The following is a 20,851-nucleotide window of genomic DNA, read 5'->3' as shown; positions in this document are numbered from 1 at the left end:
CGGAGCCGCCCCGCGGCTCCTTTTTGTCTGCAATTCCGGGCGCAAACCGCTGCACATGCTTGCCGGGATTGCTCAGTACCGGCCCACCAGGAGGCCGCCATCCACGACCAGCACCTGGCCGGTCATGTATCTCGCGCTGTCGGAGGCGAGGAACACGGCGACATCGGCGATGTCCTCCCCGGTCCCGAGCCGCCCCATCGGAATGAACTCCGCCGCCTTCTCCGCCCCCGCGGGGCCGAGCGAGTTCTCCTCCGAGAGAAGCTGCGCGGTGCGGATGTAGCCGGGCGCGATGCCGTTCACCCGCACGCCGTCGCGCGCCATCTCGACGGCAAGGCCCCGCACCAGGCCGACGACGCCGGATTTGGCCGCCGAATAGTGCACGTGCTCGTCCCAGCCATAGGCGACGCCCATGATGGAGGAGAGCGCGACGACCGATCCCGACCGGCGGGCGCGCATGCCGGGCGCGGCGGCCCGCACGAGGCGGAAGATGCCCTTGAGGTCGATGTCGAAGGTGAGGTCCCACTTCTCGTCGGTGAGGTCGGCCAGCTTCGTGCGGTGCGCGATGCCGGCATTGGCGACGACGACGTCGATGCGGCCGTGCCGCGCCTCGACATCGGCGACCAGCGCGTCGGTCGCCTTCGTCGAGCGCACGTCATAGAGGTGGAACTCCGCCGCGCCGCCCGCGGCCGAGATCGCCGCCGCCGTCTCCCGGCCTTCCCTTTCAAGAATGTCGGTGACGACCACATGGTCGCCCAGGGCCGCAAACGCCTTCGCGGTGGCCGCGCCGATGCCGATGCCGGCCCCTGTGACGATGACGATGCGTTTCTTGTCTGCGCTCATGGCTGTCTCCGAAGTCAAAAGGGGGCGATCGCATGGGGCGACCGGTCCATCCGATGGGCAAGCGTCGTCGGGGTCACAGCATCACGTCCCCGCTGTTCGGCCCGAGCGTCTGCCCGACGAAGAGGCTGGCGGCGGGGGATGCGAGGAAGGCGACGGTCTCGGCCACCTCCTCCGGCTCGCCGAAGCGGCCGAGCGGCAGACCCGCCCGCTTGGCGGCCCGCCAGTCCTCCGAAAGCTGCATGACGAGCGGCGTGTTGATCGGGCCGGGCGCGACGGCGTTGACCCGCACCCCGCGGGCGGAAACCTCGCGGGCAAGCGCCTTGGTCATGCCGATGATCGCGGCCTTGGCGCCGGAATAGTGCACGAGCTCGACGCCGCCGATCTGGCCGAGCTGCGAGGCGACGTTGACGATGACGCCCGCCCCGGCGGAGAGCATCGCCGGCAGCACGGCCCTGGTCATCAGGAACGTGCCGCGCACATGCACGGCGAACATGCGGTCGAAATCGCGGACGTCGAGGTTCTCGAACAGCGCCTGATGGGCGATGCCGGCATTGTTGACGAGCAGCGTGACATCGCCATGCGCCGCGACGGCGGCAAGATGGATGGCCGCGACATCCGCCTCGCCGGAGACATCGCCCGCCACGGCGACGGCCTTGCCGCCCGCCGCGCGGATCTCGTCCGCCACCGCCTCGGCGCGCTCGGGCGAGAGGTCGTTGACCGTCACGGCGTAACCGTCCGCCGCGAGCTTTTGCGCGATGGCGCGGCCGATGCCGGAGCCTGCGCCGGTGATAAGAGCAGCGCCCGCCATCACGCCTCCTCCTGGATCGCCATGCGCTTGGCACGGCGCACCGACAGACCCATCAGCACGGCATAGGTGCCGAGCAGCGCGAAGGAGAACAGCGTGGTCAGCACGCCGAAGGCGAAGACGTTCGGATGCACTTCCACCGAGAAGGTGCCGTAGATGGCGAGCGGCAGCGTCAGGTCCCGGCCCGAGGCGAAGAGCGTGCGCGAGAACTCGTCGTAGGAGAGCGTGAAGGCGAAGAGCATGGCCGAGAGAACGCCGGGGAAGATCAGCGGGAAGGTGATCTTGCGGAAGGTGCGCGCCGGGGTGACGCCGAGCGACCAGGCGGCCTCCTCCACGCTCGGATCGAAGCGGTTGAAGATCGCCAGCATGACGAGGAAGGCGAAGGGGAAGGTGTAGACGACATGCAGCACGAAGGCCGTGCCCCACCAGTGGCGGTCGACGCCGAGCGTGTTGGCGACCAGCGCCATGCCGAGGCCGACGAGCACGCCGGGCACCATCATGCCGAGCACGATGAGATAGAAGACGACGCCCGAGCCGCGGAACCTCTTGCGGAACGCCTGGGCGGCGGTGACGCCGAGCACGGTCGAGACGATCATCGTCATGACGGCGAGCGCCAGCGAGCGCACCAGCGCCTGTTCGATCGGCAGCGGCGCGATGCGCGAGGGCGGGGTGAGGCCGAAGAGGTGCTTGTACCAGTAGGTCGACCATTCGATGATCGGGAACTGCGGCCCGCCTTCCGGCCCTGTCTGGAAGGAGAGGATGGCGAGCACGGCGAGCGGGCCGTAGAGGAAGACGATGAACAGCGTCGTATAGAGGCCGAGGCCGAGCTTGATGCCGGAAGCGTTCATGGCTCAGAGCTCCTTCCTGAGATCGACGACCCGGAGCAGCGCGGCGACGACCGCGCCCATCAGGATGGTCAGCACCACGCCGGCAACCGCGGCGAAGGCCCATTTCAGCGACCCCACCTGGGTGACGATGATGTTGCCGAGAAGGTTGACCTTGCGGCCGGAAAGCGCGGCCGAGGTGGCGAACTCGCCGAGCACCATCACGGAGACGAAGATCGCGCCCACCACCACGCCCGGCATGGAGAGCGGCAGGATGATGGTTCTGAAAATCCGCCAGAAGCTCGCCCCGAGATCCTGCGCCGCCTCGATGACGGAAGGGTCGATGCGGCCGAGCATGAAGGCGATCGGCCCGACCATGAAGACGCAGTAGATCTGCGTCATGCCGATGATGACGGAGAGCTCGGAGAACAGCAGCACCTCGATCGGCTGGGTGACGATGCCGAGCTTCATCAGGATCATGTTGATCGCGCCCTCCTTGCCGAGCATCGGCCGCCAGGCGAGCACGCGGATGAGGAAGGAGGTCCAGAACGGGATGACGCAGAGCACCAGGAGTGCCGTCGAAAGCGTCTTGTTCTTGACGAAGAGCCCGACGAAGAGCGCCGCCGGATAACCGACGAGGAGGGTGGAGACGAGCACGATCAGCCAGATGCGGACCGTCGTCCAGAGCGCGCCGAGATAGGTGTCGGAGGAGAAGAAGGTGATCCAGCTCTTCAGCGTCAGCGTCGGCTCGATCTTGAAGGTGGTCTGCGTCCAGAAGGAGACGTAGACCATCATCAGGATGGGCGCGACGAGGAAGAGCAGCATCCACAGGACGCCGGGGGCGAGCAGCCAATAGGTGCGGTCCGGCTGCCTGCGGGTGGAAGGCGCCGCCGTTTCGACGGGCGTGTCATGGCTGGTGGCGGCCATCGTCATCTCTCATTCTCCGGGTGGACAGGGGCGGGACCGGCGACGGGGTTCTCAAACGAAGACAAGGGCGTCCTCCCGTTTCCAGACGAGGGCGTAGCGGGCCTTCTCCTCGAAGGCCTCGGGCGCGGCATGGCTGAGATGCGTCTCCACCTCGAAGACGCGGCCGTCGTCGAGCGTGAAGAAGGAGTTGATCGCCGCGCCGGAATACTCGCTGGCGACGAAGCTCGCCTCGATGCGCACCTCGTCGCCAGCGGCCGCCGCATCCCTCGGGCGGATCGCAACACGGTCGTAGCGGATGGCGTAGGCCGGCCTGCCGGATGCCTGGCGCACCCCGCCGAGCGCCAGGCGGCCGACGGGGCTCTCGAAGACATCGCCCGAGACCGCGCCGGAAAAGATGTTGTAGCAATTGAGGAAACGCGCGACGTCGGCGGAGGCCGGGCGGCTGTAGAGCGTGCCGGCATCCGTCGCTTGCGCGATGCGGCCGTGATCGAGCACCAGCACGGTGTCGCCCATGGCGAGCGCCTCGCTCTCCGAGCCGGTGACGTGGAGGAAGGTGACGCCGCAGCGCTCGCGGATGGTGCGGAGCTCCCCGCGCATGCGCGTGCGCAGGTTGGCGTCGAGCGCGCCGAGCGGCTCGTCGAGCAGCACCATGCTCGGCTCCGTCACCAGCGTGCGGGCGAGCGCCACGCGCTGCTTCTGGCCGCCGGAGATCTGCGTGACCGCGCGGTCTTCGAGGCCCGTGAGCCCGACGAGGCCGATCATGTCGCGCACCCGGGCGGCGACGGCCTTCGTGTCCGTCACCGGGGCGACGGCGCGGTTCTCGAGGCCGAAGGCGATGTTCTGCGCGACGCTCAGATGCGGAAAGAGCGCGAAATTCTGGAAGACGAAGCCGATGCCGCGCTCATGCGGCGGCACGCCGTCGATGCGCCTGCCGGCAAAGAGGATCTCCCCGCCGTCCGGCTGCTCGAAGCCGGCGATGACGCGCAGCAGCGTCGTCTTGCCCGAGCCCGACGGCCCGAGCAGCGAGACATAGGAATTGTCCATGAGCGCCGCATCGACGCCCGCAAGCGCCGGCACGCCGGCAAAGGCCTTGTGCACATTCTTCAATTGGAGGACGGCTGACACCTCTGTTCCCACCAGTTCCGGCCAGGACCCTCGGCGCACGGGGCTCCGCATCCCCGGGCGCGAAGAGGCCTTCGGAGAGGGCAAGAGGCTCCCGTTCGCGCATCGGTCAGATGCGCGGCGCAGCGTCGATCCTGAGCATTTCGTTTTGTTCCACTGCCGACGCCTCTTCCGGGCGTCTTGTTGTCAAAACCATGGCATAAATGATTTTTGTATTCAATAGACTTTTTAGAAATTTCTATCGCGGGGCCGGCCCGGCCTTTTGCTCATGAATTTCCGGCCGCGGAGACGTCGTCTTCGCACCAGGACTTCCCACGTCTTCTGGCGAATTTCCGCGCATTATGCGCAAAATTCACCGCTTTCGCCAATAAATTCGGCGGCCGGACCGCCATGGCGGCGCGACCAGCGATAGCGCGCCTTCCTCTTTCACGCTCGAAGAATCGTCGAAGCTATCTTCAAATTTTGTATTCAATAATCATTTATGCTATCCTTTCCTTGCGGCGGAGAATGCGGCAGAGTGCTGCCCTCCACGAGGCCGACGGATCAGGGACCCATGAAGGACGAGCAGGCAGCCACCGGCACCCAGCGGCGCTACGCGATCGCCGAGGACGTGCTGCGCAGCAATATCGAGGCGGGCACGCTGCCGCCCGGCCTGGTGCTCCTGGAAGGCCCGATCGCCGACATCCTGCAGACCTCGCGCGCGCCGGTGCAAAGGGCGCTGCAGGCGCTGGAGGCGGAGGGGCTGGTGCACCGCTTTTCCGGTCGCGGCTTCTTGGTCGGCCCGCCGGGCGCCGGCATCGAGCCGAACCGCACGGACATCAAGGCGCTCGGGCTGATCGTGCCGCGCCATGCGGACGAGGCGCTGCAAAGCCGCTCCTCCTGGGAGCGCATCTACAACCAGGTCGAGGCGGACGTCGCCGGCTGCGTGGTGTTCGGCCGCTACCGCATCATCGAGATGGAGCTCGCCACCCATTTCAACGTCAGCCGCACCGTGGTGCGCGACGTGCTGACGCGCCTGCGCGAGCGGGGGCTCGTGCGCAAGAACCAGAGCTCGCACTGGATCGCCGGGCCGCTGACCGCCCAGACGGTGAAAGACCATTTCGTGCTGCGCACCATGCTGGAGCCGCCGGCGATCCGCCTTGGCGCGCGGGCCGTCAACCAGGCGCGGCTGGAGACGCTGCTGAAGCGCCTGCGCGCCGCCGAGGAGGCGAGCGCCGCCGGCTCCCTGCGCGAAAGCGAGGCGATCCAGACCGAATTCATCGAATGCTGCGTGCTCGCCGCGCCGAACGAGCGGCTGAAGGATCTCGTGCGCAACAACCTCCTGCCCGTCACGGCCACCGACCGGCTGCTGCGCCGCCTCGGCCTGCCGGGCGATCCCGCGATTATCACGGAGCTGCGGCTGGTCGGCGAGCTTCTGCTGCGCGGGGCGACGGAGGCGGCCGTCTCGATGATGGAGACCCATCTGGAGGCCTCGCTGAACCGCACCATCGCCCAGATGAAGATCGTCGCGATCATCCCCGGGCCGGGCGTCACGGCAGCGTATCTGACGCCCGTGCTGGATTGAGCGGGAAGAGTGCCGCGCATCGCCCGACTTCGGGCAGGCCGGGCCGTAGTGCATACCCCCCTCTGGCCTGCCGGCCATCTCCCCCACAAGGGGGGAGATCGGATGGAGCACCGTTTCGCCCATCTCCAACGTCGCCGATGGAGCAAGGGTCTTGCCCCTGGCCGATCTCCCTCCTTGTGGGGGAGATGGCCGGCAGGCCAGAGGGGGGTGCACCCAAAGCCGCCGTCGCTCCGCGGACAATGCCCCCTCCCCCTATGCCAGCGCTTCGCGCAGCTGCGCGAGGCTCGCCTGCCGGGCCTTCCGTGCCGCCAGCGCCTCCTCCATCGTCACCTTGACGAAACGGGTTGGCGTGTGGGGCTGGAGCTGGCCGATCAGGTCCATGTCGGCGGAGATGACCGTGCCGACCATGAAATAGCCGCCGCCGGAGACGGCGTCGCGGTGCAGGATGATCGGCTCCGTGCCGCCGGGCACCTGGATCGAGCCATAGGGATAGCAGCTGTCGACGATGTTCGACGGATCGGAACCCGCCCCGAAGGGCTGGTCGCGCGCGACGAAATCCAGCTTGCGCCCGCCCTTGAAGCGATAGCCCATGCGGTCGGCCTCGTTCGCCACCTTCCATTCGTCGGCGAAGAAGTTCTCCTGCGACGCCTCGGTCAGGCGATGCCAGTAGAGGCCCGGCACGACGCGCAGCGCCGCCGGCAGGCCCGGCGTGCGGCGCAGCGCCTCGGGCACCGTTCTTCCCTCGCTGGAAAGGCTTGCCTTCCCGACCGGCAATTCGTCGCCCGCGGCAAGCGGCCGGCCCTTGTAGCCGCCGAGCGCGCCGATCGGATAGGTCGAGCGGCTGCCGAGCGCTTCCGGCACATCGATGCCGCCGGAGACCGCGATCAAGATGCGCGCGCCGGACTTCAGGAAGTCGAAGGTCAGCGTCTGGCCCGCCTTCACCTTGAAGGCCGTCCAGCCGGGCTGGGCAACGCCGTCCACCTTGGCCGGCATGTCGGCACCGGTGACGGCGACCAGCGCATCCTCGGTGAATTCCAGCTTGGGGCCGATGAAGACGGCCTCGAGCCCCGCCGCGCCCTCGTCATTGCCGACCAGCAAATTCGCCGCGCGCATGGCGAAACGGTCCATCGCCCCGCCGACGGGGATGCCGAGGTGGAAATAGCCGGGCCGGCCGAGATCCTGGACGGTGGTCGCAAGACCGTGATGGAGAACCTTAATGGCCATGGAGCATGCCCTCCAGCTTGGCGTTGGTGCCGTCGATATCCTTCTGGAAGTCCCGGAGGTCGAAGCGCACCTCGCGGATGGGCGGGGCGAAACGGCCCCGGTCGACATCCTCCACCGCCTGGTCATAGGCGTCGCGATCGATCGGCTTGAACTTGACGATGTCGCCGGGGCGGAAGAAGACCATGAAATCGCGAAGATAACTGGTCGTCTGCGCCGGGTCGAAGATCGGCATGGGCGTGATGCCGAACATCTGGTAGCCGCCCGCCCCGCGCACCGAATAGATGCAGCCGAAGCAGCCGCCATGGCCGACCGTCAGCCTCGGCGTGTCCGTGCGCGGCCGCAGGTATTTCGGCACCTGGATCTGCCGCTTTCGCTCGACCATCTGGTACATGAACGGCAGGCCCGCGACGAAGCCGACCATGGAGACGAACCAGGGCGAGCCGGAATGCGCGGTGACGAAATCCTCGACCGAGCCGTAGCCGTTGATGCGCGCGGCATAGTCGAGGTCGGTGCCCGACGGGTCCTGGTGGCGCTCGCGAAAGCGCATCAGCGTCTCGTGCGTCCAGGGATCGTTGTAGAAGACGGGGATCTCGACGATGCGGGTCTTCAGCACGGGCTCGGCCTTTTCCGCCGCGCCCTCGATCGCCTTCACTTCCCGCAGGATGTCGTCGGGATGGATGAGGTCGGGATCGAACTTCACCTGAAAGGAGGCGTTGGCCGGGCAGATCTCCGTCACGCCCCTGATGCCGCTCTCGCGCACGCCCTTCGCCATGGAAAGGCTCTTGAAGAAGGCTTCGAGCGACATCTCCTCGCTGCATTCGACGAAGAGGTGCTCGTCGCCGCCAAATGTGTATCGGATGCTCATCAGGCAACCTCCGCAGTCGTGCCGGCCCTTGCGGCGAATTCGGTTTCAAGCCAGTGTTCGAGGAAGCGGGTGTCGAAGGCCCCGCGCCGGACGCTGTCGTCCGCGGTGAGCGCCAGATGCAGCGGGATCGTCGTCGGGATGCCCTCGATCGCCAGCCCCTCCAGCGCGCCCTTCAGCCGTGCGAGGCAAGCCTCGCGCGTCTCGGCCCAGACGACGAGCTTGCCGACGAGCGAATCGTAGAAGGGCGGGATCGTGTAGCCCTCGTAGAGCATCGTATCGAAGCGGATGCCCTCGCCCTCAGGCACGACGAGCCTCGTGATCGTTCCCGGCGCGGGCATGAACCCCCTGGCAGGGTCTTCCGCATTGATGCGGCATTCGATGGCGTGGCCCTCGGCCGCGACATCCGCCTGGCGGATCGACAGCGGCGCGCCGCCGGCGATGCGGATCATCTCCTCGACGAGGTCGATGCCCGTGATCATCTCCGTCACCGGATGTTCGACCTGGATGCGGGTGTTCACCTCGATGAAGTAGAATTCCCGCGTCGCCTCGTCATAGAGATATTCCACCGTGCCGGCGCCGCGATAGCCGACCGCACGGGCAAGCGCCACGGCACTCTCGCAAAGCCGCGCCCGCACATCCGCCGGCAGCAGGAAGGACGGCGCCTCCTCCCACACCTTCTGGCGGCGGCGCTGCAGCGAGCATTCCCGCTCGAAGCAATGGATGAAATCCTGCCCGTCGCCGAGGATCTGCACCTCGACATGGCGCGCCCGGGTGATGACCTTCTCCAGATAGAGGCCGCCATCGCCGAAGGCGGCGAGCGCCTCGGCGGAGGCCTGCGGGAAATGGCGCTCCAGGTCGGCACGGTCGGCGGCGATGCGGATGCCGCGGCCGCCGCCGCCTGCCGCCGCCTTGATCATGATCGGAAAGCCGGTTCTTTCCGCCACGGCCCGCGCTTCCTCGATCGTCGAGAGGCGCCCTGCGCTCCCCGGCACCGTCGTCACGCCGGCCTTCGCCGCGACTTCCCGCGCCGCGACCTTGTCACCGAGCAGGCGGATCGCGTCGCCCTTCGGGCCGATGAAGACCATGCCCGCCGCCTCGACGGCATCGGCGAAATCGGCATTTTCCGAGAGGAAGCCGTAGCCGGGATGCACCGCATCGACGCCGGCGGCCTTCGCCGCGTCCACCACCGCCGCTATGTTGAGATAGGACTTCTTCGGCGCCGGCGAGCCGATGTCGACGGCGGCGTCCGCGAGCTTGACCGCCAGCATGTCGGCATCCGCCGCGCTGTGAACCTGCACGGTGCGGATGCCGAGCGCCCTGGCCGCCCGGATGATGCGCACCGCGATCTCGCCGCGGTTGGCGACGAGGATGGAGCGGATGGTCATGCCTCCACCTCGGCGATGACCTGGCCTGCCATGACGGGCTCCTCGTTGTCGACGAGGAAGGTGATGTTCCTGCCCTCGACGCCGGCCGGCACTTCCTGGAAGGTCTTCATCACCTCGATGAGCCCGATCGCATCGCCGCTCGCCACGGCGTCGCCATCCGCCTTGAACGGCGGGACGTCCGGCGAGGATGCCCGGTAGAAGGTGCCCGGCAGGGGCGATCTGATCTCGATCTTGCTCATGGTTCTCTCTCCACTTTATGACGTCAGCGCCCGGCCACGTCCGAGACCGGCGCAATGCGAATGCCCGCCCCCACCAGCGCCTCGCGCATCTGGCGCACGATGTCGAAGGCGCCGAGCGTGTCGGAATGGAAGCAGATGGACTCGAAGTCGATGGCGATGTCGTTTCCCGTCACCGTCCTGACCTTGCCCTCCTTGCAGGCGCGCAGGACCTTGCGGGCGATCGCCGCCGGATCGGGCCGGCCGGCATCGCGGGTAAAGACGATGGAGCCGCTGTCGTCATAGTCCCGGTCGGCATAGAATTCGCGCACGACCGGCTGGCCGGCCTCCCCGGCCGCGCGCCAGGTGGCCGAGCCGCCCATGCAGAAGATGTAGGCATTCGGCTCGACGGTGCGCATGTACTGCACGAAGATCCGCGACAGTTCCGGATTGGCGGCCATCTCCATGTAGAGCGCGCCATGCGGCTTGACGTGCTGCAGGCGCACGCCGTGGCGATGGGCGAATTCCCGGATGGCGCCGACCTGGTAGATGATGTCGTTGACGAGTTCCCGGGCGGTGCCGGCGATCTTGCGGCGGCCAAAACCCTGCAGGTCGTTGTAGCCCGGATGGGCACCGATGCCGACGCCGTGTTCGGCGGCAAGCCGCACGGTCTGGTCCATCAGGTTCGGGTCGCCGGCGTGGAAACCGGCCGCGATATTGGCCGAGCTGATCAGCGGCATCAGGGAGGCATCGTCGGTGTCGCCGACGCGCCAGCGGCCGAAGGCCTCGCCCATGTCGCAATTGATGTCGACGACCTCGCGCACTGTCTCTTCCCTCGCCTGCTTTTCCCGACGGGGAAACGCTAGGTCGTTTTCCGCCTTTTGAAAAATTCTATTTTTCCATATATAAATTCTGAAAATCAGAACCCGTTGCCTCTTTTTGTTGCGGCGCAAAAATATGGGAAATCAAATGGATATGCGCGGAATGCCCGCAATGGCGCGACGCCATGCCCATTTCGATATCGCTCCTTCTGATTTTCCGATACCTTGCCGCAATAAATCAGAAGGGATGGCACAGCCTTGACGATCAGCCTCAGACAGATCCGCTACTTTGTCGCGACGGCCGAGCTCGGGCAGATCTCGCAGGCCGCCGTCGACCTGTCGATCTCGCAGTCCGCGGTGACGACGGCGATCAAGGAGCTGGAGCGCACGGTGGGCGTCGGCCTGTTCCTGCGCACGCCGCACGGCATGGACCTGACGCCGGCCGGCCGGCAGTTCCTGTCGCATGCCTACGAGATCCTGAAGAAGGTCGACGAGGCGGTGCACCTCAATGCCGTCAGCAGCGAGATCGAGGGCACGCTGACGGTCGCGGCGACCTATACGGTCATCGGCTATTTCCTGCCGCTGCATATCGAGCGGCTGCGGCGCCTCTTCCCGAAGCTCGACATCCAGCTCTTCGAGCTCAATCGCGAGTCGATCGAGGAGGGGCTTTTGAGCAACCGCTACGACATGTCGGTGCTGCTCACCTCCAACATCCTCAATCCCGCGCTGGTGACGGAGAAGGTGCTGAGCTCGACGCGCCGCCTCTGGCTGCCGGCGCAGCATCCGCTGCTGCAGGCCGAGACGGTGGGGCTGAAGGAGATCGCGGAGGAACCCTACATCATGCTGACGGTGGACGAGGCGGCGCATTCCGCCCTCAAATACTGGAGCACGACGCCTTACCAGCCCCGCGTCATCCTGCGCACCTCCTCGGTGGAGGCGGTGCGCTCGCTCGTCGCCAACGGCCAGGGCGTGGCGATCCTCTCCGACATGGTGCACCGGCCCTGGTCGCTGGAGGGCCGGCGCATCGAGACGGTCAATATCAGCGATGCCGTACCCGCCATGGATGTCGGCCTCGCCTGGCGGCGCAACATGGAGCTTTCCCCGCCCATGCTCGCCTTCCGCTCCTATTTCCAGCAGGCCTTCCACCTGCCGGAACGGTGAGCGGCCCTTACGGGCATCGCCATGGCCGCCGAGCGGCCTCTATTCCGCGAAGGTCTTCCAGCGCGTCGGGCGGAAGCGGATCGCCGTGCCGGTCGCGGCGGTCGCCTCCAGCGGCACCTCGATCTCGACATGGTGCGGCGCGCCGGGCCTGCCGATGTCGAGGTCGGCGATGCGGGTGCCGGCGAGGCGGCGCGAGGTGGCGACGCGGCCTTCGAGCGCCGGCGCGGCGGGATCCTCGATGAGGACCACATCCTGCGGGCGGAAGAACAGCGTGCCGGCACCGGACGCGATGTCGCTGGCGCGCGGGGTGATGCCGACCGGCGTATCCTGGAAGTGGACCGCGCCATCGGCCACGCGGATCGGCAGGCTGGCGCTGTCGCCGATGAAGGAGAAGACGAAGGGCGAGTTCGGGCGGTCGTAGACATCGTCCGAGGAGCCGACCTGCTCGATCGCGCCCTGGCTCATCACCACCACGCGGTCGGCAAGTTCCAGCGCCTCCTCCTGGTCATGCGTGACGAAGACGGTGGTGTGGCCCGTGCGGTCATGGAACTCGCGCAGCCAGCGGCGCAGCTCCTTGCGCACCTTGGCATCGAGCGCGCCGAAGGGCTCGTCGAGCAGCAGCACCTTCGGCTCGATCGCCATGGCGCGGGCGAGCGCGACGCGCTGGCGCTGGCCGCCGGAGAGCTGGTTCGGATAGCGCTTCTCGAGGCCGGAGAGCTGCACCATCTCCAGGAGCTCGCCGACGCGGCGGCGGATCTCCGCCTTGTCCGGCCGCTCGCCGCGCGGGCGCACCGTGAGGCCGAAGGCGATGTTGTCGGCGACGGTCATGTGGCGGAAGAGCGCGTAGTGCTGGAAGACGAAGCCGACATGGCGTTCCTGCACCGTCCGGTGCGAGGCGTCTTCGGCGCCGAAATAGATCTTCCCGAGGGTCGGCTGCTCCAGGCCGGCGATGAGGCGCAGGAGCGTCGTCTTGCCGGAGCCGGAGGGGCCGAGAAGCGCGATCAGCTCGCCGGAGCGGATGTCGAGCGAGACATCGTTGAGCGCCGGGTATCGGTCGAATTCCTTGCGGATGTTTTTTACACTGACGTCCATACGGGCGTGCCTTTCAGGTCAATGCTTGCGGCCGGCGGCGATTTCCGCGCCGTAGTGAAGTTCGAGCACCGTCTTGACGACGAGCGTGACGAGGGCGAGCGCGGCGAGAAGCGAGGCCACCGCGAAGGCGGCGACGAAGTTGTACTCGTTGTAGAGGATCTCCACATGCAGCGGCATCGTGTTGGTGAGGCCGCGGATATGGCCCGAGACCACCGAGACCGCGCCGAACTCGCCCATGGCGCGCGCGTTGCAGAGCAGCACGCCGTAGAGCAGGCCCCACTTGATGTTGGGCAGCGTCACGTACCAGAAGGTCTGCCAGCCGGAGGCGCCGAGCGACAGGGCCGCCTCCTCGTCGCCCGTGCCCTGCTCCTGCATCAGCGGGATCAGCTCGCGCGCGACGAAGGGAAAGGTGACGAAGACGGTGGCGAGCACGATGCCCGGCACGGCGAACAGGATCTCGATGCCGTGGCTCTTGAGCCAGGGCCCGAGCGCGCTGCCGGCGCCGAAGAGCAGCACGTAGACGAGGCCGGAAATCACCGGCGAGACGGAGAACGGCAGGTCGATCAGCGTCGTCAGGAACGCCTTGCCCTTGAACTCGAACTTGGCGATGGCCCAGGCCGCCGCCACGCCGAAGACGAGGTTGAGCGGCACGGCGATGCCGGCGACCGTGAGCGTCAGGCGGATCGCGGCCAGCGTATCGGGATCGTCGAGCGAGGCGAAGAACTCGCCCGCGCCCCTGCGGAAGGCCTCGATGAAGACGGCGACGAGCGGCAGGATGAGGAAGAGCGCCAGGAAGAGGAAGGCGACCGCCATCAGCATATAGCGTGCGAGCGGCGCCTCCGTCGTCGGGGAGCGCAGGCGAAAGGACTTATGCGCCATGGCCATACCTCCGGCGGTTCCAGGCTTGGACGAGGTTGATGAACAGCAGCATGGCGAAGGACAGCCCCAGCATGATGGTGGCGATCGCCGCCGCCGCGCCGTAGTTGAACTCTTCCAGGCGGATGACGATGAGCAGCGGCGCGATTTCCGAGACGTAGGGAATGTTGCCCGCGATGAAGATGACCGAGCCGTATTCGCCGACGCCGCGGGCGAAGGCAAGCGCGAATCCCGTCAGGATCGCCGGGGAGAGGCCCGGCAGCAGAATCCGGGAAATGGTCTGGAAGCGGCCTGCGCCGAGCGTCGCGGCCGCCTCCTCCACCTCGCGGTCGATCTCCTCCATGATCGGCTGCACCGTGCGCACCACGAAGGGCAGGCCGATGAAGACGAGCGCGATGACGATGCCGGTCGGGTTGAAGGCCGCCTTGATGCCGAAGAGGTTGAGGATCTGGCCGATCCAGCCGTTCGGCGCATAGAGCGCGGCGAGCGAGATGCCCGCGACGGCCGTCGGCAGCGCGAAGGGCAGGTCGACGATGGCGTCGATGATGCGCCGGCCGGGGAACTCGTAGCGCACGATGACCCAGGCGACGATGACGCCGAACACGACATTGACGAGCGCGGCGATGAAGGCCGTGCCGAAGGAGACCTTCAGCGCATTGAGGGTGCGCTGGTCCGAGAGGATGGCGAGGAATTCCGCGCCCGATAGCCCGGCCGAGCGCCAGACGAGGCCGGCGAGCGGGATGAGGATGATGAGGGTCAGATAGGCGAGCGAAAAACCGAGCGTCAGTCCGAATCCTGGAATGACGCTCGGTTGTCTCAGTCGCCACCGCCCGGAAGCAGCAGCAGAAGTCGTCAAAACTGTTAGTTCCCCGGCTTGTAGATCTGGTCGAAGACGCCGCCGTCACCGAAATGCTCGGGCTGTGCCTTCACCCAGCCGCCGAAGATCGGGTCGTCGATGGTGACCAGCTTAATGTCGGGAAGCTGCTTGAGCAACTCGGGTGCCACCACATCGCGCTTGGACGGGCGATAGTAGTGCTTGGCCGCGATGTTCTGGCCCTCGTCCGAATAGAGGTATTCCAGATAGGCTTCCGCCTGCTTGCGGGTGCCCTTGGCGTCGACATTGCCGTCGACGACGGTGACCGGCGGCTCGGCGAGGATCGAGATCGGCGGCCAGACGATGTCGAAGGAATCCGCGCCGAACTCGGCGCCCGCGAGATAGGCCTCGTTCTCCCAGGCAAGCAGCACGTCGCCGATCTGGCGCTGCGCGAAGGTGGTGAGCGAGCCGCGTGCACCCGTGTCGAGCACCGGCGCGCGCTTGAAGAGCTCGGCGATATACGCCTTGATCTTGTCCTGGTCGCCGGCAAATTCCTCGTTCGCCCAGGCCCAGGCCGCAAGGTAGTTCCAGCGGGCGCCGCCCGAGGTCTTCGGGTTCGGGGTGACGATCTGCACGTCGTCCTTCACCAGGTCGCCCCAGTTCTGGATGCCCTTGGGGTTGCCCTTGCGCACCAGGAAGACGATGGTCGAGGTGTAGGGCGAGGAATTGTTCGGCAGGCGGGTGCGCCAGTCCTTGGGAATCTTGTCGGTGTTCTCGGCGATCGCGTTGATGTCGCTTTCGAGCGCCAGCGTCACCACGTCGGCTTCCAGGCCGTCGATCACGCCGCGGGCCTGCTTGCCCGAACCGCCATGCGACTGCTGGATCGTGACGTCCTCGCCGGTCTGCGCCTTCCAGTGCTTGGCGAAGGCCGCGTTGTAATCCTTGTAGAGCTCGCGCGTCGGGTCATAGGAGACGTTGAGCAGCGTCGTTTGTGCGAACGCCCCCGTCACCCCGCCGAGCGCAAGCCCGACACCCACGATCAAAGCCCCGAACCGTTTGGCCAATATCGACATCTCCAACCTCCTTGGATTTCTATCCCACACAAACCCTAGTGAATTAGTAGAGTTAGTCAACAATGCCTCTGCAACTCGCAAAACGGGTTTCAAACAGGCCGGAAGCGCGCAACGGACAACCTGTGGATACCCGCAAGAGCCGAACATTTCATTCCGCTAATCCAACTTCGCACGCAAAATGCATCCACAAAAAACCGCCGTTTCCGCCGCTGCGCCCGACCTTTTTTCGCGGCAGATACGTCTTCAGCGCTGCGAGACGCGGGCAAGGCCCTGCGTCTGGATATCGAGCACGGCCCTGTAGGCCTGCCGCACCGTTTCGGCAAAGGTGAACGGGCCGGGCCGCAGGCTGGAGGCGACGGCGCCCACCACGGACAGGCCGCCCAATACCGCCTCGTGGCTGGCGAGACGGCCGCACTCGTCGACGGTGAGCGGGGCGGCGTCACGGCCGAGCAGGCCGGCCAGCGCGCGGGCAGACGGCGTCTCGCGGCAATCGATGGTGTTTTCGCCGGAGGACTTCGGATCGCAGGGCGGCACGAAGCGGGTGCGGCCGGTCTCGAACTCGCCGGCGAGGCGGCGGTGGATGTCGCGCGCGATGCGGATGGAGAAGTGCCGGTGCAGGCCGAGGAGATGCCGCCGGTAGTGGTTGCGCTCGGCCTGGGGCAGATGGCGCCAGACGACGGAAAGGCGGGCGGAGGCGGCATCGACGACGGACTGCCATCCGCCGCCCTGGGCCTCCGCGGCCCTACACTCCCTGCGGATATAGCGGAAGGCGTCCTTCAGGGACCGGGTGGCGGGCGGCACGCCGAGCGTCATGCCGCCCTCGCCGCGGCCATGCGGCTGCGGCAGGCGGCCTGCCGCCGCGGCGACACGGATCTCCCCGGCATAACCGCCCGCCCGAAGGTCGAGCAGGATGGCGGCAAGGCGAGGCCCGTTGCCGACCAGCGTCAGCGGCGGCGGCGCTTCCGCCTGCGACAAGCGCTCGGCGGCGGCCCGCGCGGCGCGCCAGGAGGCGGCCTCGCGCTGGGCGATGCCGAATCCGGTGGCGACGACGACATGGTCGAAGTCGGCATATTCCCCGTCGCGAAAGCCGATGCGCAGGCCCTCCGCGCGCAGGCCGATATGGCGCACGGCGCCGCGGAAGGTGCGGATGCGCACGTCCCGGCGGAGGGCCAGCGCCTCGGCGAAGCGGGCCATGACATAATCGCGGAACAGGCTGCGCGGCACGTGCAGGTCCTGCGCCCCGCGCAACGCCGCGACGGCACCGCCCGAGAACAGGCCCGTTTTCAGCCAGTCGCAGAAATCCTCCGGGCGATCCGGCACGACGGAGAGGTCGCGCGCCGGCTCCGTCGTCAGCGCCCGGCCGGCCGCGCCGTCGGCGAAGGCGCCCGGCGCATCCTCGGCATCGATCAGCCAGGCCTCGAAGGGGCGATGGAGCCGCCGCATCAGCGCGATGGCCGTGGCAAGCCCCGACGGTCCGGCGCCGATCACCGCGATGCGCATCACCGGCTGCCCTGCCGGCCGCGCGCCCTCTTTCCCGACGGCCCTTTCGAAGAACATGCGCTGTCCCTTCCCTCTCGATGAACCGAGACGCCTGATCGCCATGATAGCGCAGCGCGCGATAATTTTCTACCTTTTTACTAGAATAATTGGCGGCCGCTCGCCGTCCAGCCTGTCGGCGGGGTCGGACAGCACGTCCGCCAGCGTCGTGCCGTCGAGGATTTCGCCGGACGCGACGGCCACTTTCGCAAAGACGCGGCGCACGGCGCAAAGCCGCTCGTCGCGGCAATCGGCGCAGCGCCGGTGCCCGCCATCGGCAAGGCAGGCAAGCGGCACGAAGGGGCCTTCCAGGATGCGCAGCACCTCGCCGACGGCGATCTCCTCCGGCGCGCGCAGCAGGTGATAGCCGCCGTGCTGGCCCCGCCGGCTGGCCACGAGGCCGGCATGCTTGAGGTCGAGCAGGATCTGTTCGAGGAACTTCTTCGGGATCGCCTCGCGGGCGGCGATGGTGCCGATCTGCAGGGTCTCGCCCGGGCCGGCGCGCGCCAGCGCGATGAGGGCACGCAGGGCATATTTGGATTTCAGCGCGACCATGGCGTCAGCGGGCCACGCGGTGCGGGCGCGGAACCGGCACGCCGCTCGGGGCGCCGGAGGGCCTCCTCATCCGGCGGCGACCTCGGCATTGATGCGCGCCGCGACCGCGCGCGCCTGGACACGGATATCGGGAACGGCGGTGATCTCCCAGCTATGGCCGGCGGTGAGCGGGCCGAGGGCGTAGAGGCCCGCCGTGCGGGCGCCGTCGCCGGCAAGCACCGCCGCCGCGTCGTCGACGAGGATGCCGAGGCCGTGCGGATCGGGCCGGACGAGGTCACGCTCGGCAAGGCTCGTCAAAAGCGGCGAGGCGGCGACCGTACATCGGTCGAGGCCGGTGCAGTTGACGACCAGATGGGCCGCCAGCGGCGTACCGTCCTTGAGAACGGCGGCAAGCCGGCCGTCCCTGAGACACAGCGCCTCCAGCCGGCCGCGGTGGATGACGAGCTGGCCGGACCTGCGCAGCGCCTCGATCTCCTCGGCGACGGCCGGCGCCATGCGGTGGCGGTGGACATTCCAGAAGGAGGCGGCGTGGCGCAGGAAACGGCGGCGCTGGACCGCGCTCCAGCCCTGCCAGAGGGCCTGCGTGACCGGCCTCAGGCCGTCCATGACGGCGCGCCAGTCCGGCGCGGCCGCGGCCTGCCGGCGCAATGAGACCAGCATGGCGCTGATCTCGCCCCCGCCCGGAACGAGCGCCGTCTCCACCGGATCGGCCCGGCGGGCGAGATGCGGCTGCGGCAGCAGGCCGTGCCGCGACAGGGCATGCATGGTGCCGCGGAAGCCGCGGCGCTTCAGCAGCAGCAGCTGGTCGACGGTGGTGAGGCCCGTGCCGACGAAGAGCACGTCCGCATCCGCCGGCAGGCGCTCCCACCAGGCGTCGGCCCAGGGATCCTCCACGACGAAGGGGCGCGCCGCGGCCGGGATCGCCGCCTCCGGCAGCGGCAGGCGGCGCGTGCCGGCACCGGTGCAGAGCGCCGAGACACGGGCGGAAAGCCGCCCGCCGTCGGAAAGCGCGAAGACCAGCCCGCCATCCTGCCCGGCCGCGGCGCCCAGCGCCTCGGCGTCGACGAGGGTGAGCGCGGCGCGGTTGCCGGTGCGCTTCATCGCCTCGTCGAGGCTGTCGCGCACATAGGCGCCGTAGATGCGGCGCGGCACGAAATCCTCGGCCGACCAAGGATAGCCCTGCGCGGCAAGCCAGGCGAGGAAATGATTCGGCCGGTCGGCGAAAAGGCTCATGCGCCCGGCCGGCACGTTGAGGAGATGGCACTCCGCCTTGGTGGCATAGGCGATGCCCCGCCCCTGCGCGGCCGCCTTGCCGACGAGGCTGATCTTCACTGCGGGGGGCAGCAGGTCGACGAGGTTCAGCGCGAGCGCGACGGCCGAATAGCCCGAACCGATGATGGCCACATCCGTTTCCAGCGTCATGCACTCCCTCCTGCCAGGACCGTGCCGATACTCTAGCGAGATTTATCCATTAAATCTATAGACTATTATCAAGCATGATCTGCGGAAGGAAACGGCGGGCGTGCGGTGCGGGTTCCGGCAGGCCTTTTCCTGCCGGAGCCGAAGGCGGCGCTAGGCGTTCCGGCCGAGGCGCGGATAGGCCGAGGAAAAGATCTCCCCGACGGGCGGGTGGCCGTAGGTGCGCTCCGGATAACGGGCGACGAGGCCGTCGAACTGGCGCTGCGCCCGCGCCTGCTCCGCCGTCGCATCGAAGCCGGGGATCTGGCCGTCGACCATGACGAACCGCCCGTCGATGACGACGTCGGTGACGTCGCGGCCGGAGCTCGCCATCATCAGGGTCTGGATCGGATCGATGACATGGCCGATGCGGTCGTGGCCCATGTCGATTACGATGATGTCGGCCTTCGCACCGGCCTGCAGGCGGCCGAGGTCGGGCCGCCGGAGGGCGTCCGCGCCGCCGAGCGTCGCCGCGTCGAAATAGTGCTCCGAGCGCACGCTGTCGATCGAGCCGTCCATCACGCGCGAGATCATGACGCCGACCTGCATGTTCTGGATGACGTCCGGCGGCCAGGTGTCCGTGCCGAGGCCGATGCGCACGCCCATGGCGCGGAACTTCGAGAAACTGTCCATGAAGCCGCCGTGGCGGGCCGAGACGAGCGGGCAATGCACCAACGTCGCGCCGGCATTCTTCAGGATGTCGAGGTCGCGGCCGGGCCGGTCCACATGGCGCGTGCCGGCGACGAGCTCGCCATGCGGCAGGAGCACGCGCTCATTGAGCGCGCCGAGCGAATCGAGCCATTCGAGCGGCGTCATGCCGTAGGTCGCGGTGATGCGGGTGAATTCGAGGTCCGACTGGCAGCAGTGCTGGCGGACCGGGATGTCGAGGTCGCGGCCGGCATCCGCCGTGCGGCGCACGAGGTCCGGCGTGCAGGTCTCGATGCGGTCGGGCGCCAGCATGGCGCGCACCAGCGGCGAGGCCAGCCCCTCGATGCGCTCGGCAAAGGCGAGCGAATCGGCAAAGCTGCGAAAGCCGCGTTCCTCGTCGTAGAAGAAGGCGATCCGGCCGTCGTCGACGACATAGCTGTTGCCGGTGCGATAGGCCGGGCCGAGATAGACGCGCAGGCCAAGCTCATGCGCGGCATCGGCGGCGGCGGAGAATTCCGCGTCCGTCTCGCCCCATGCGCGGTAGAACAGCGAGGCGATCGGCAGCGCGGTCGTCACGCCGTTGCGGATGAGCTGGGCGAAGGCGTAGCGCTTCTGGAAGGCGAGCTCCGCCTGCGTGTACATTTCGTAGGCGCACTCCATGTAGCTCCTCGGCCAGACCCGGCCCTTCCTCCAGGAGGGCTGGTTGTCGAAGGCGAGCACCGTCGTGTCGAGGTCGGAGAGCGCGTCGAGGTCGACGAAGCCGGGCGAGAGAATGGCATTGCCGTAGTCGATGCGCGCGGCGACCGCGCCCGGATAGTCGTGCCCGACGAAGACGACCCTGTCCCCCTCGAAGACGACGACGCCGTCGTCAAGGATCACATGGCGGCCGTCCCGATGGCCGACGACCCAGCGGGCGGTGAGAAGGACCGGGCCGTCGATGCGGCCGGAGGGCGGAAGTGTCGTCATGGTGCGTCCCATCTTTCATCGATCATGCCGGAGCCGCGCCCGGGCGGCTCCGAAACCCCGCAAGGCCCGGCCGGACGGTT

20 protein-coding genes are annotated in these 20,851 nt (G+C 67.8%); 2 read left to right on the top strand and 18 right to left on the bottom strand.

Translation table 11 applies throughout. The features are described 5' to 3' along the window. Positions 1-72: 72 nt before the first annotated feature. The 5 genes from AABQ55_RS31780 to AABQ55_RS31760 all read right to left on the bottom strand — a co-directional run bounded on the left by AABQ55_RS31780 (position 73) and on the right by AABQ55_RS31760 (position 4,521). On the bottom strand, positions 73-840 hold the full coding sequence (locus AABQ55_RS31780) for an SDR family NAD(P)-dependent oxidoreductase (protein WP_272808876.1): 768 nt from the start codon (positions 838-840) through the stop codon (positions 73-75). A 73-nt stretch (positions 841-913) separates the two neighbouring features. Beyond that, positions 914-1,648, bottom strand: coding sequence for an SDR family NAD(P)-dependent oxidoreductase (locus AABQ55_RS31775; RefSeq protein ID WP_272808875.1), 735 nt, complete (start codon positions 1,646-1,648; stop codon positions 914-916). Further along, positions 1,648-2,493, bottom strand: a complete 846-nt coding sequence (locus AABQ55_RS31770) for an ABC transporter permease (RefSeq protein ID WP_244769119.1) — start codon at positions 2,491-2,493, stop codon at positions 1,648-1,650. The genes AABQ55_RS31775 and AABQ55_RS31770 overlap by 1 nt, the downstream gene beginning before the upstream one ends. 3 nt (positions 2,494-2,496) lie before the next feature. After that, on the bottom strand, positions 2,497-3,402 hold the full coding sequence (locus AABQ55_RS31765) for an ABC transporter permease (protein WP_064333784.1): 906 nt from the start codon (positions 3,400-3,402) through the stop codon (positions 2,497-2,499). A gap of 45 nt (positions 3,403-3,447) precedes the next feature. Then, positions 3,448-4,521: an ABC transporter ATP-binding protein gene (locus AABQ55_RS31760; protein WP_272808874.1), complete on the bottom strand. Its 1,074-nt coding sequence runs from the start codon at positions 4,519-4,521 to the stop codon at positions 3,448-3,450. A 550-nt stretch (positions 4,522-5,071) separates the two neighbouring features. Here AABQ55_RS31760 and AABQ55_RS31755 point away from each other — a divergent pair. Further along, on the top strand, positions 5,072-6,082 hold the full coding sequence (locus tag AABQ55_RS31755; RefSeq protein ID WP_272808873.1) for a GntR family transcriptional regulator: 1,011 nt from the start codon (positions 5,072-5,074) through the stop codon (positions 6,080-6,082). A gap of 252 nt (positions 6,083-6,334) precedes the next feature. Here AABQ55_RS31755 and AABQ55_RS31750 read toward each other — a convergent pair whose 3' ends face one another. Genes AABQ55_RS31750 through AABQ55_RS31730 form a run of 5 tightly spaced genes read right to left on the bottom strand, consistent with a single transcriptional unit; the run spans position 6,335 to position 10,595 of the window. Then, the gene (locus AABQ55_RS31750; RefSeq protein ID WP_272808872.1) at positions 6,335-7,306 is read right to left on the bottom strand and encodes a 5-oxoprolinase subunit C family protein; all 972 of its coding nucleotides are present in this window, start codon (positions 7,304-7,306) and stop codon (positions 6,335-6,337) included. Next, entirely contained in the window at positions 7,296-8,171 is an 876-nt protein-coding gene (locus tag AABQ55_RS31745; protein WP_272808871.1) for a 5-oxoprolinase subunit B family protein, read from the bottom strand. The genes AABQ55_RS31750 and AABQ55_RS31745 overlap by 11 nt, the downstream gene beginning before the upstream one ends. Beyond that, positions 8,171-9,556 carry an acetyl-CoA carboxylase biotin carboxylase subunit gene (locus tag AABQ55_RS31740; protein ID WP_272808870.1) on the bottom strand — a complete coding sequence of 462 codons (1,386 nt, stop codon included), beginning with the start codon at positions 9,554-9,556 and terminating at the stop codon, positions 8,171-8,173. Before AABQ55_RS31740 ends, AABQ55_RS31745 begins: the two co-directional genes overlap by 1 nt. Continuing rightward, positions 9,553-9,795, bottom strand: coding sequence for an acetyl-CoA carboxylase (locus tag AABQ55_RS31735; protein WP_244769114.1), 243 nt, complete (start codon positions 9,793-9,795; stop codon positions 9,553-9,555). Before AABQ55_RS31735 ends, AABQ55_RS31740 begins: the two co-directional genes overlap by 4 nt. A 23-nt stretch (positions 9,796-9,818) precedes the next feature. Beyond that, the gene (locus AABQ55_RS31730) at positions 9,819-10,595 is read right to left on the bottom strand and encodes a 5-oxoprolinase subunit PxpA (protein WP_244769113.1); all 777 of its coding nucleotides are present in this window, start codon (positions 10,593-10,595) and stop codon (positions 9,819-9,821) included. A 255-nt stretch (positions 10,596-10,850) separates the two neighbouring features. On the opposite strand from AABQ55_RS31730, the gene AABQ55_RS31725 reads away from it, so the two are divergent. Continuing rightward, positions 10,851-11,753, top strand: coding sequence for a LysR family transcriptional regulator (locus AABQ55_RS31725; RefSeq protein ID WP_064333776.1), 903 nt, complete (start codon positions 10,851-10,853; stop codon positions 11,751-11,753). 39 nt (positions 11,754-11,792) lie between these two features. On the opposite strand, the gene AABQ55_RS31720 is transcribed toward AABQ55_RS31725, so the two are convergent. The 8 genes from AABQ55_RS31720 to AABQ55_RS31685 form a co-directional block, all read right to left on the bottom strand. Next, a complete protein-coding gene (locus AABQ55_RS31720; protein WP_272808869.1) occupies positions 11,793-12,845 on the bottom strand; it encodes a sulfate/molybdate ABC transporter ATP-binding protein in 1,053 nt (350 codons plus the stop codon). A gap of 18 nt (positions 12,846-12,863) precedes the next feature. Further along, on the bottom strand, positions 12,864-13,730 hold the full coding sequence (gene cysW, locus AABQ55_RS31715) for a sulfate ABC transporter permease subunit CysW (protein ID WP_272808868.1): 867 nt from the start codon (positions 13,728-13,730) through the stop codon (positions 12,864-12,866). Then, a complete protein-coding gene (gene cysT, locus AABQ55_RS31710) occupies positions 13,714-14,577 on the bottom strand; it encodes a sulfate ABC transporter permease subunit CysT (protein WP_272808867.1) in 864 nt (287 codons plus the stop codon). Before cysT ends, cysW begins: the two co-directional genes overlap by 17 nt. A 5-nt stretch (positions 14,578-14,582) precedes the next feature. Next, complete coding sequence (locus tag AABQ55_RS31705; RefSeq protein ID WP_244769109.1) at positions 14,583-15,608, bottom strand: sulfate ABC transporter substrate-binding protein; 1,026 nt, start codon at positions 15,606-15,608, stop codon at positions 14,583-14,585. A 243-nt stretch (positions 15,609-15,851) separates the two neighbouring features. Then, positions 15,852-17,165 (bottom strand): FAD/NAD(P)-binding protein, encoded by a 1,314-nt coding sequence (locus AABQ55_RS31700; RefSeq protein ID WP_272808866.1) that lies wholly within the window; start codon positions 17,163-17,165, stop codon positions 15,852-15,854. Between the two features lie 69 nt (positions 17,166-17,234). Further along, positions 17,235-17,699 carry an RrF2 family transcriptional regulator gene (locus AABQ55_RS31695; protein ID WP_272808865.1) on the bottom strand — a complete coding sequence of 155 codons (465 nt, stop codon included), beginning with the start codon at positions 17,697-17,699 and terminating at the stop codon, positions 17,235-17,237. A gap of 66 nt (positions 17,700-17,765) precedes the next feature. Continuing rightward, positions 17,766-19,121 carry an FAD/NAD(P)-binding protein gene (locus AABQ55_RS31690; RefSeq protein ID WP_272808864.1) on the bottom strand — a complete coding sequence of 452 codons (1,356 nt, stop codon included), beginning with the start codon at positions 19,119-19,121 and terminating at the stop codon, positions 17,766-17,768. 150 nt (positions 19,122-19,271) lie between these two features. Continuing rightward, positions 19,272-20,771, bottom strand: a complete 1,500-nt coding sequence (locus AABQ55_RS31685) for an amidohydrolase family protein (RefSeq protein WP_272808863.1) — start codon at positions 20,769-20,771, stop codon at positions 19,272-19,274. Between the last annotated feature and the right edge of the window lie 80 nt (positions 20,772-20,851).

The organism is Shinella sp. WSD5-1, assembly GCF_963942435.1.
Lineage (GTDB): Bacteria > Pseudomonadota > Alphaproteobacteria > Rhizobiales > Rhizobiaceae > Shinella > Shinella yambaruensis.
The sequence above is the reverse complement of the archived record's forward strand: the minus strand, read 5'-3'. Positions and strand labels throughout refer to the sequence as shown.

What these genes read in the sequence shown, in the direction of transcription:
- AABQ55_RS31745 (WP_272808871.1), bottom strand. Translation starts at nt 8,171, where the DNA reads ATGAGCATCCGATACACATTTGGCGGCGACGAGCACCTCTTCGTCGAA.
- AABQ55_RS31765 (WP_064333784.1), bottom strand. Translation starts at nt 3,402, where the DNA reads ATGACGATGGCCGCCACCAGCCATGACACGCCCGTCGAAACGGCGGCG.
- AABQ55_RS31695 (WP_272808865.1), bottom strand. Translation starts at nt 17,699, where the DNA reads ATGGTCGCGCTGAAATCCAAATATGCCCTGCGTGCCCTCATCGCGCTG.
- AABQ55_RS31775 (WP_272808875.1), bottom strand. Translation starts at nt 1,648, where the DNA reads ATGGCGGGCGCTGCTCTTATCACCGGCGCAGGCTCCGGCATCGGCCGC.
- AABQ55_RS31770 (WP_244769119.1), bottom strand. Translation starts at nt 2,493, where the DNA reads ATGAACGCTTCCGGCATCAAGCTCGGCCTCGGCCTCTATACGACGCTG.
- AABQ55_RS31690 (WP_272808864.1), bottom strand. Translation starts at nt 19,121, where the DNA reads ATGACGCTGGAAACGGATGTGGCCATCATCGGTTCGGGCTATTCGGCC.
- AABQ55_RS31780 (WP_272808876.1), bottom strand. Translation starts at nt 840, where the DNA reads ATGAGCGCAGACAAGAAACGCATCGTCATCGTCACAGGGGCCGGCATC.
- cysW (WP_272808868.1), bottom strand. Translation starts at nt 13,730, where the DNA reads ATGGCCATGGCGCATAAGTCCTTTCGCCTGCGCTCCCCGACGACGGAG.
- AABQ55_RS31700 (WP_272808866.1), bottom strand. Translation starts at nt 17,165, where the DNA reads ATGTTCTTCGAAAGGGCCGTCGGGAAAGAGGGCGCGCGGCCGGCAGGG.
- AABQ55_RS31740 (WP_272808870.1), bottom strand. Translation starts at nt 9,556, where the DNA reads ATGACCATCCGCTCCATCCTCGTCGCCAACCGCGGCGAGATCGCGGTG.
- AABQ55_RS31735 (WP_244769114.1), bottom strand. Translation starts at nt 9,795, where the DNA reads ATGAGCAAGATCGAGATCAGATCGCCCCTGCCGGGCACCTTCTACCGG.
- AABQ55_RS31755 (WP_272808873.1), top strand. Translation starts at nt 5,072, where the DNA reads ATGAAGGACGAGCAGGCAGCCACCGGCACCCAGCGGCGCTACGCGATC.
- AABQ55_RS31705 (WP_244769109.1), bottom strand. Translation starts at nt 15,608, where the DNA reads ATGTCGATATTGGCCAAACGGTTCGGGGCTTTGATCGTGGGTGTCGGG.
- AABQ55_RS31750 (WP_272808872.1), bottom strand. Translation starts at nt 7,306, where the DNA reads ATGGCCATTAAGGTTCTCCATCACGGTCTTGCGACCACCGTCCAGGAT.
- AABQ55_RS31720 (WP_272808869.1), bottom strand. Translation starts at nt 12,845, where the DNA reads ATGGACGTCAGTGTAAAAAACATCCGCAAGGAATTCGACCGATACCCG.
- AABQ55_RS31685 (WP_272808863.1), bottom strand. Translation starts at nt 20,771, where the DNA reads ATGACGACACTTCCGCCCTCCGGCCGCATCGACGGCCCGGTCCTTCTC.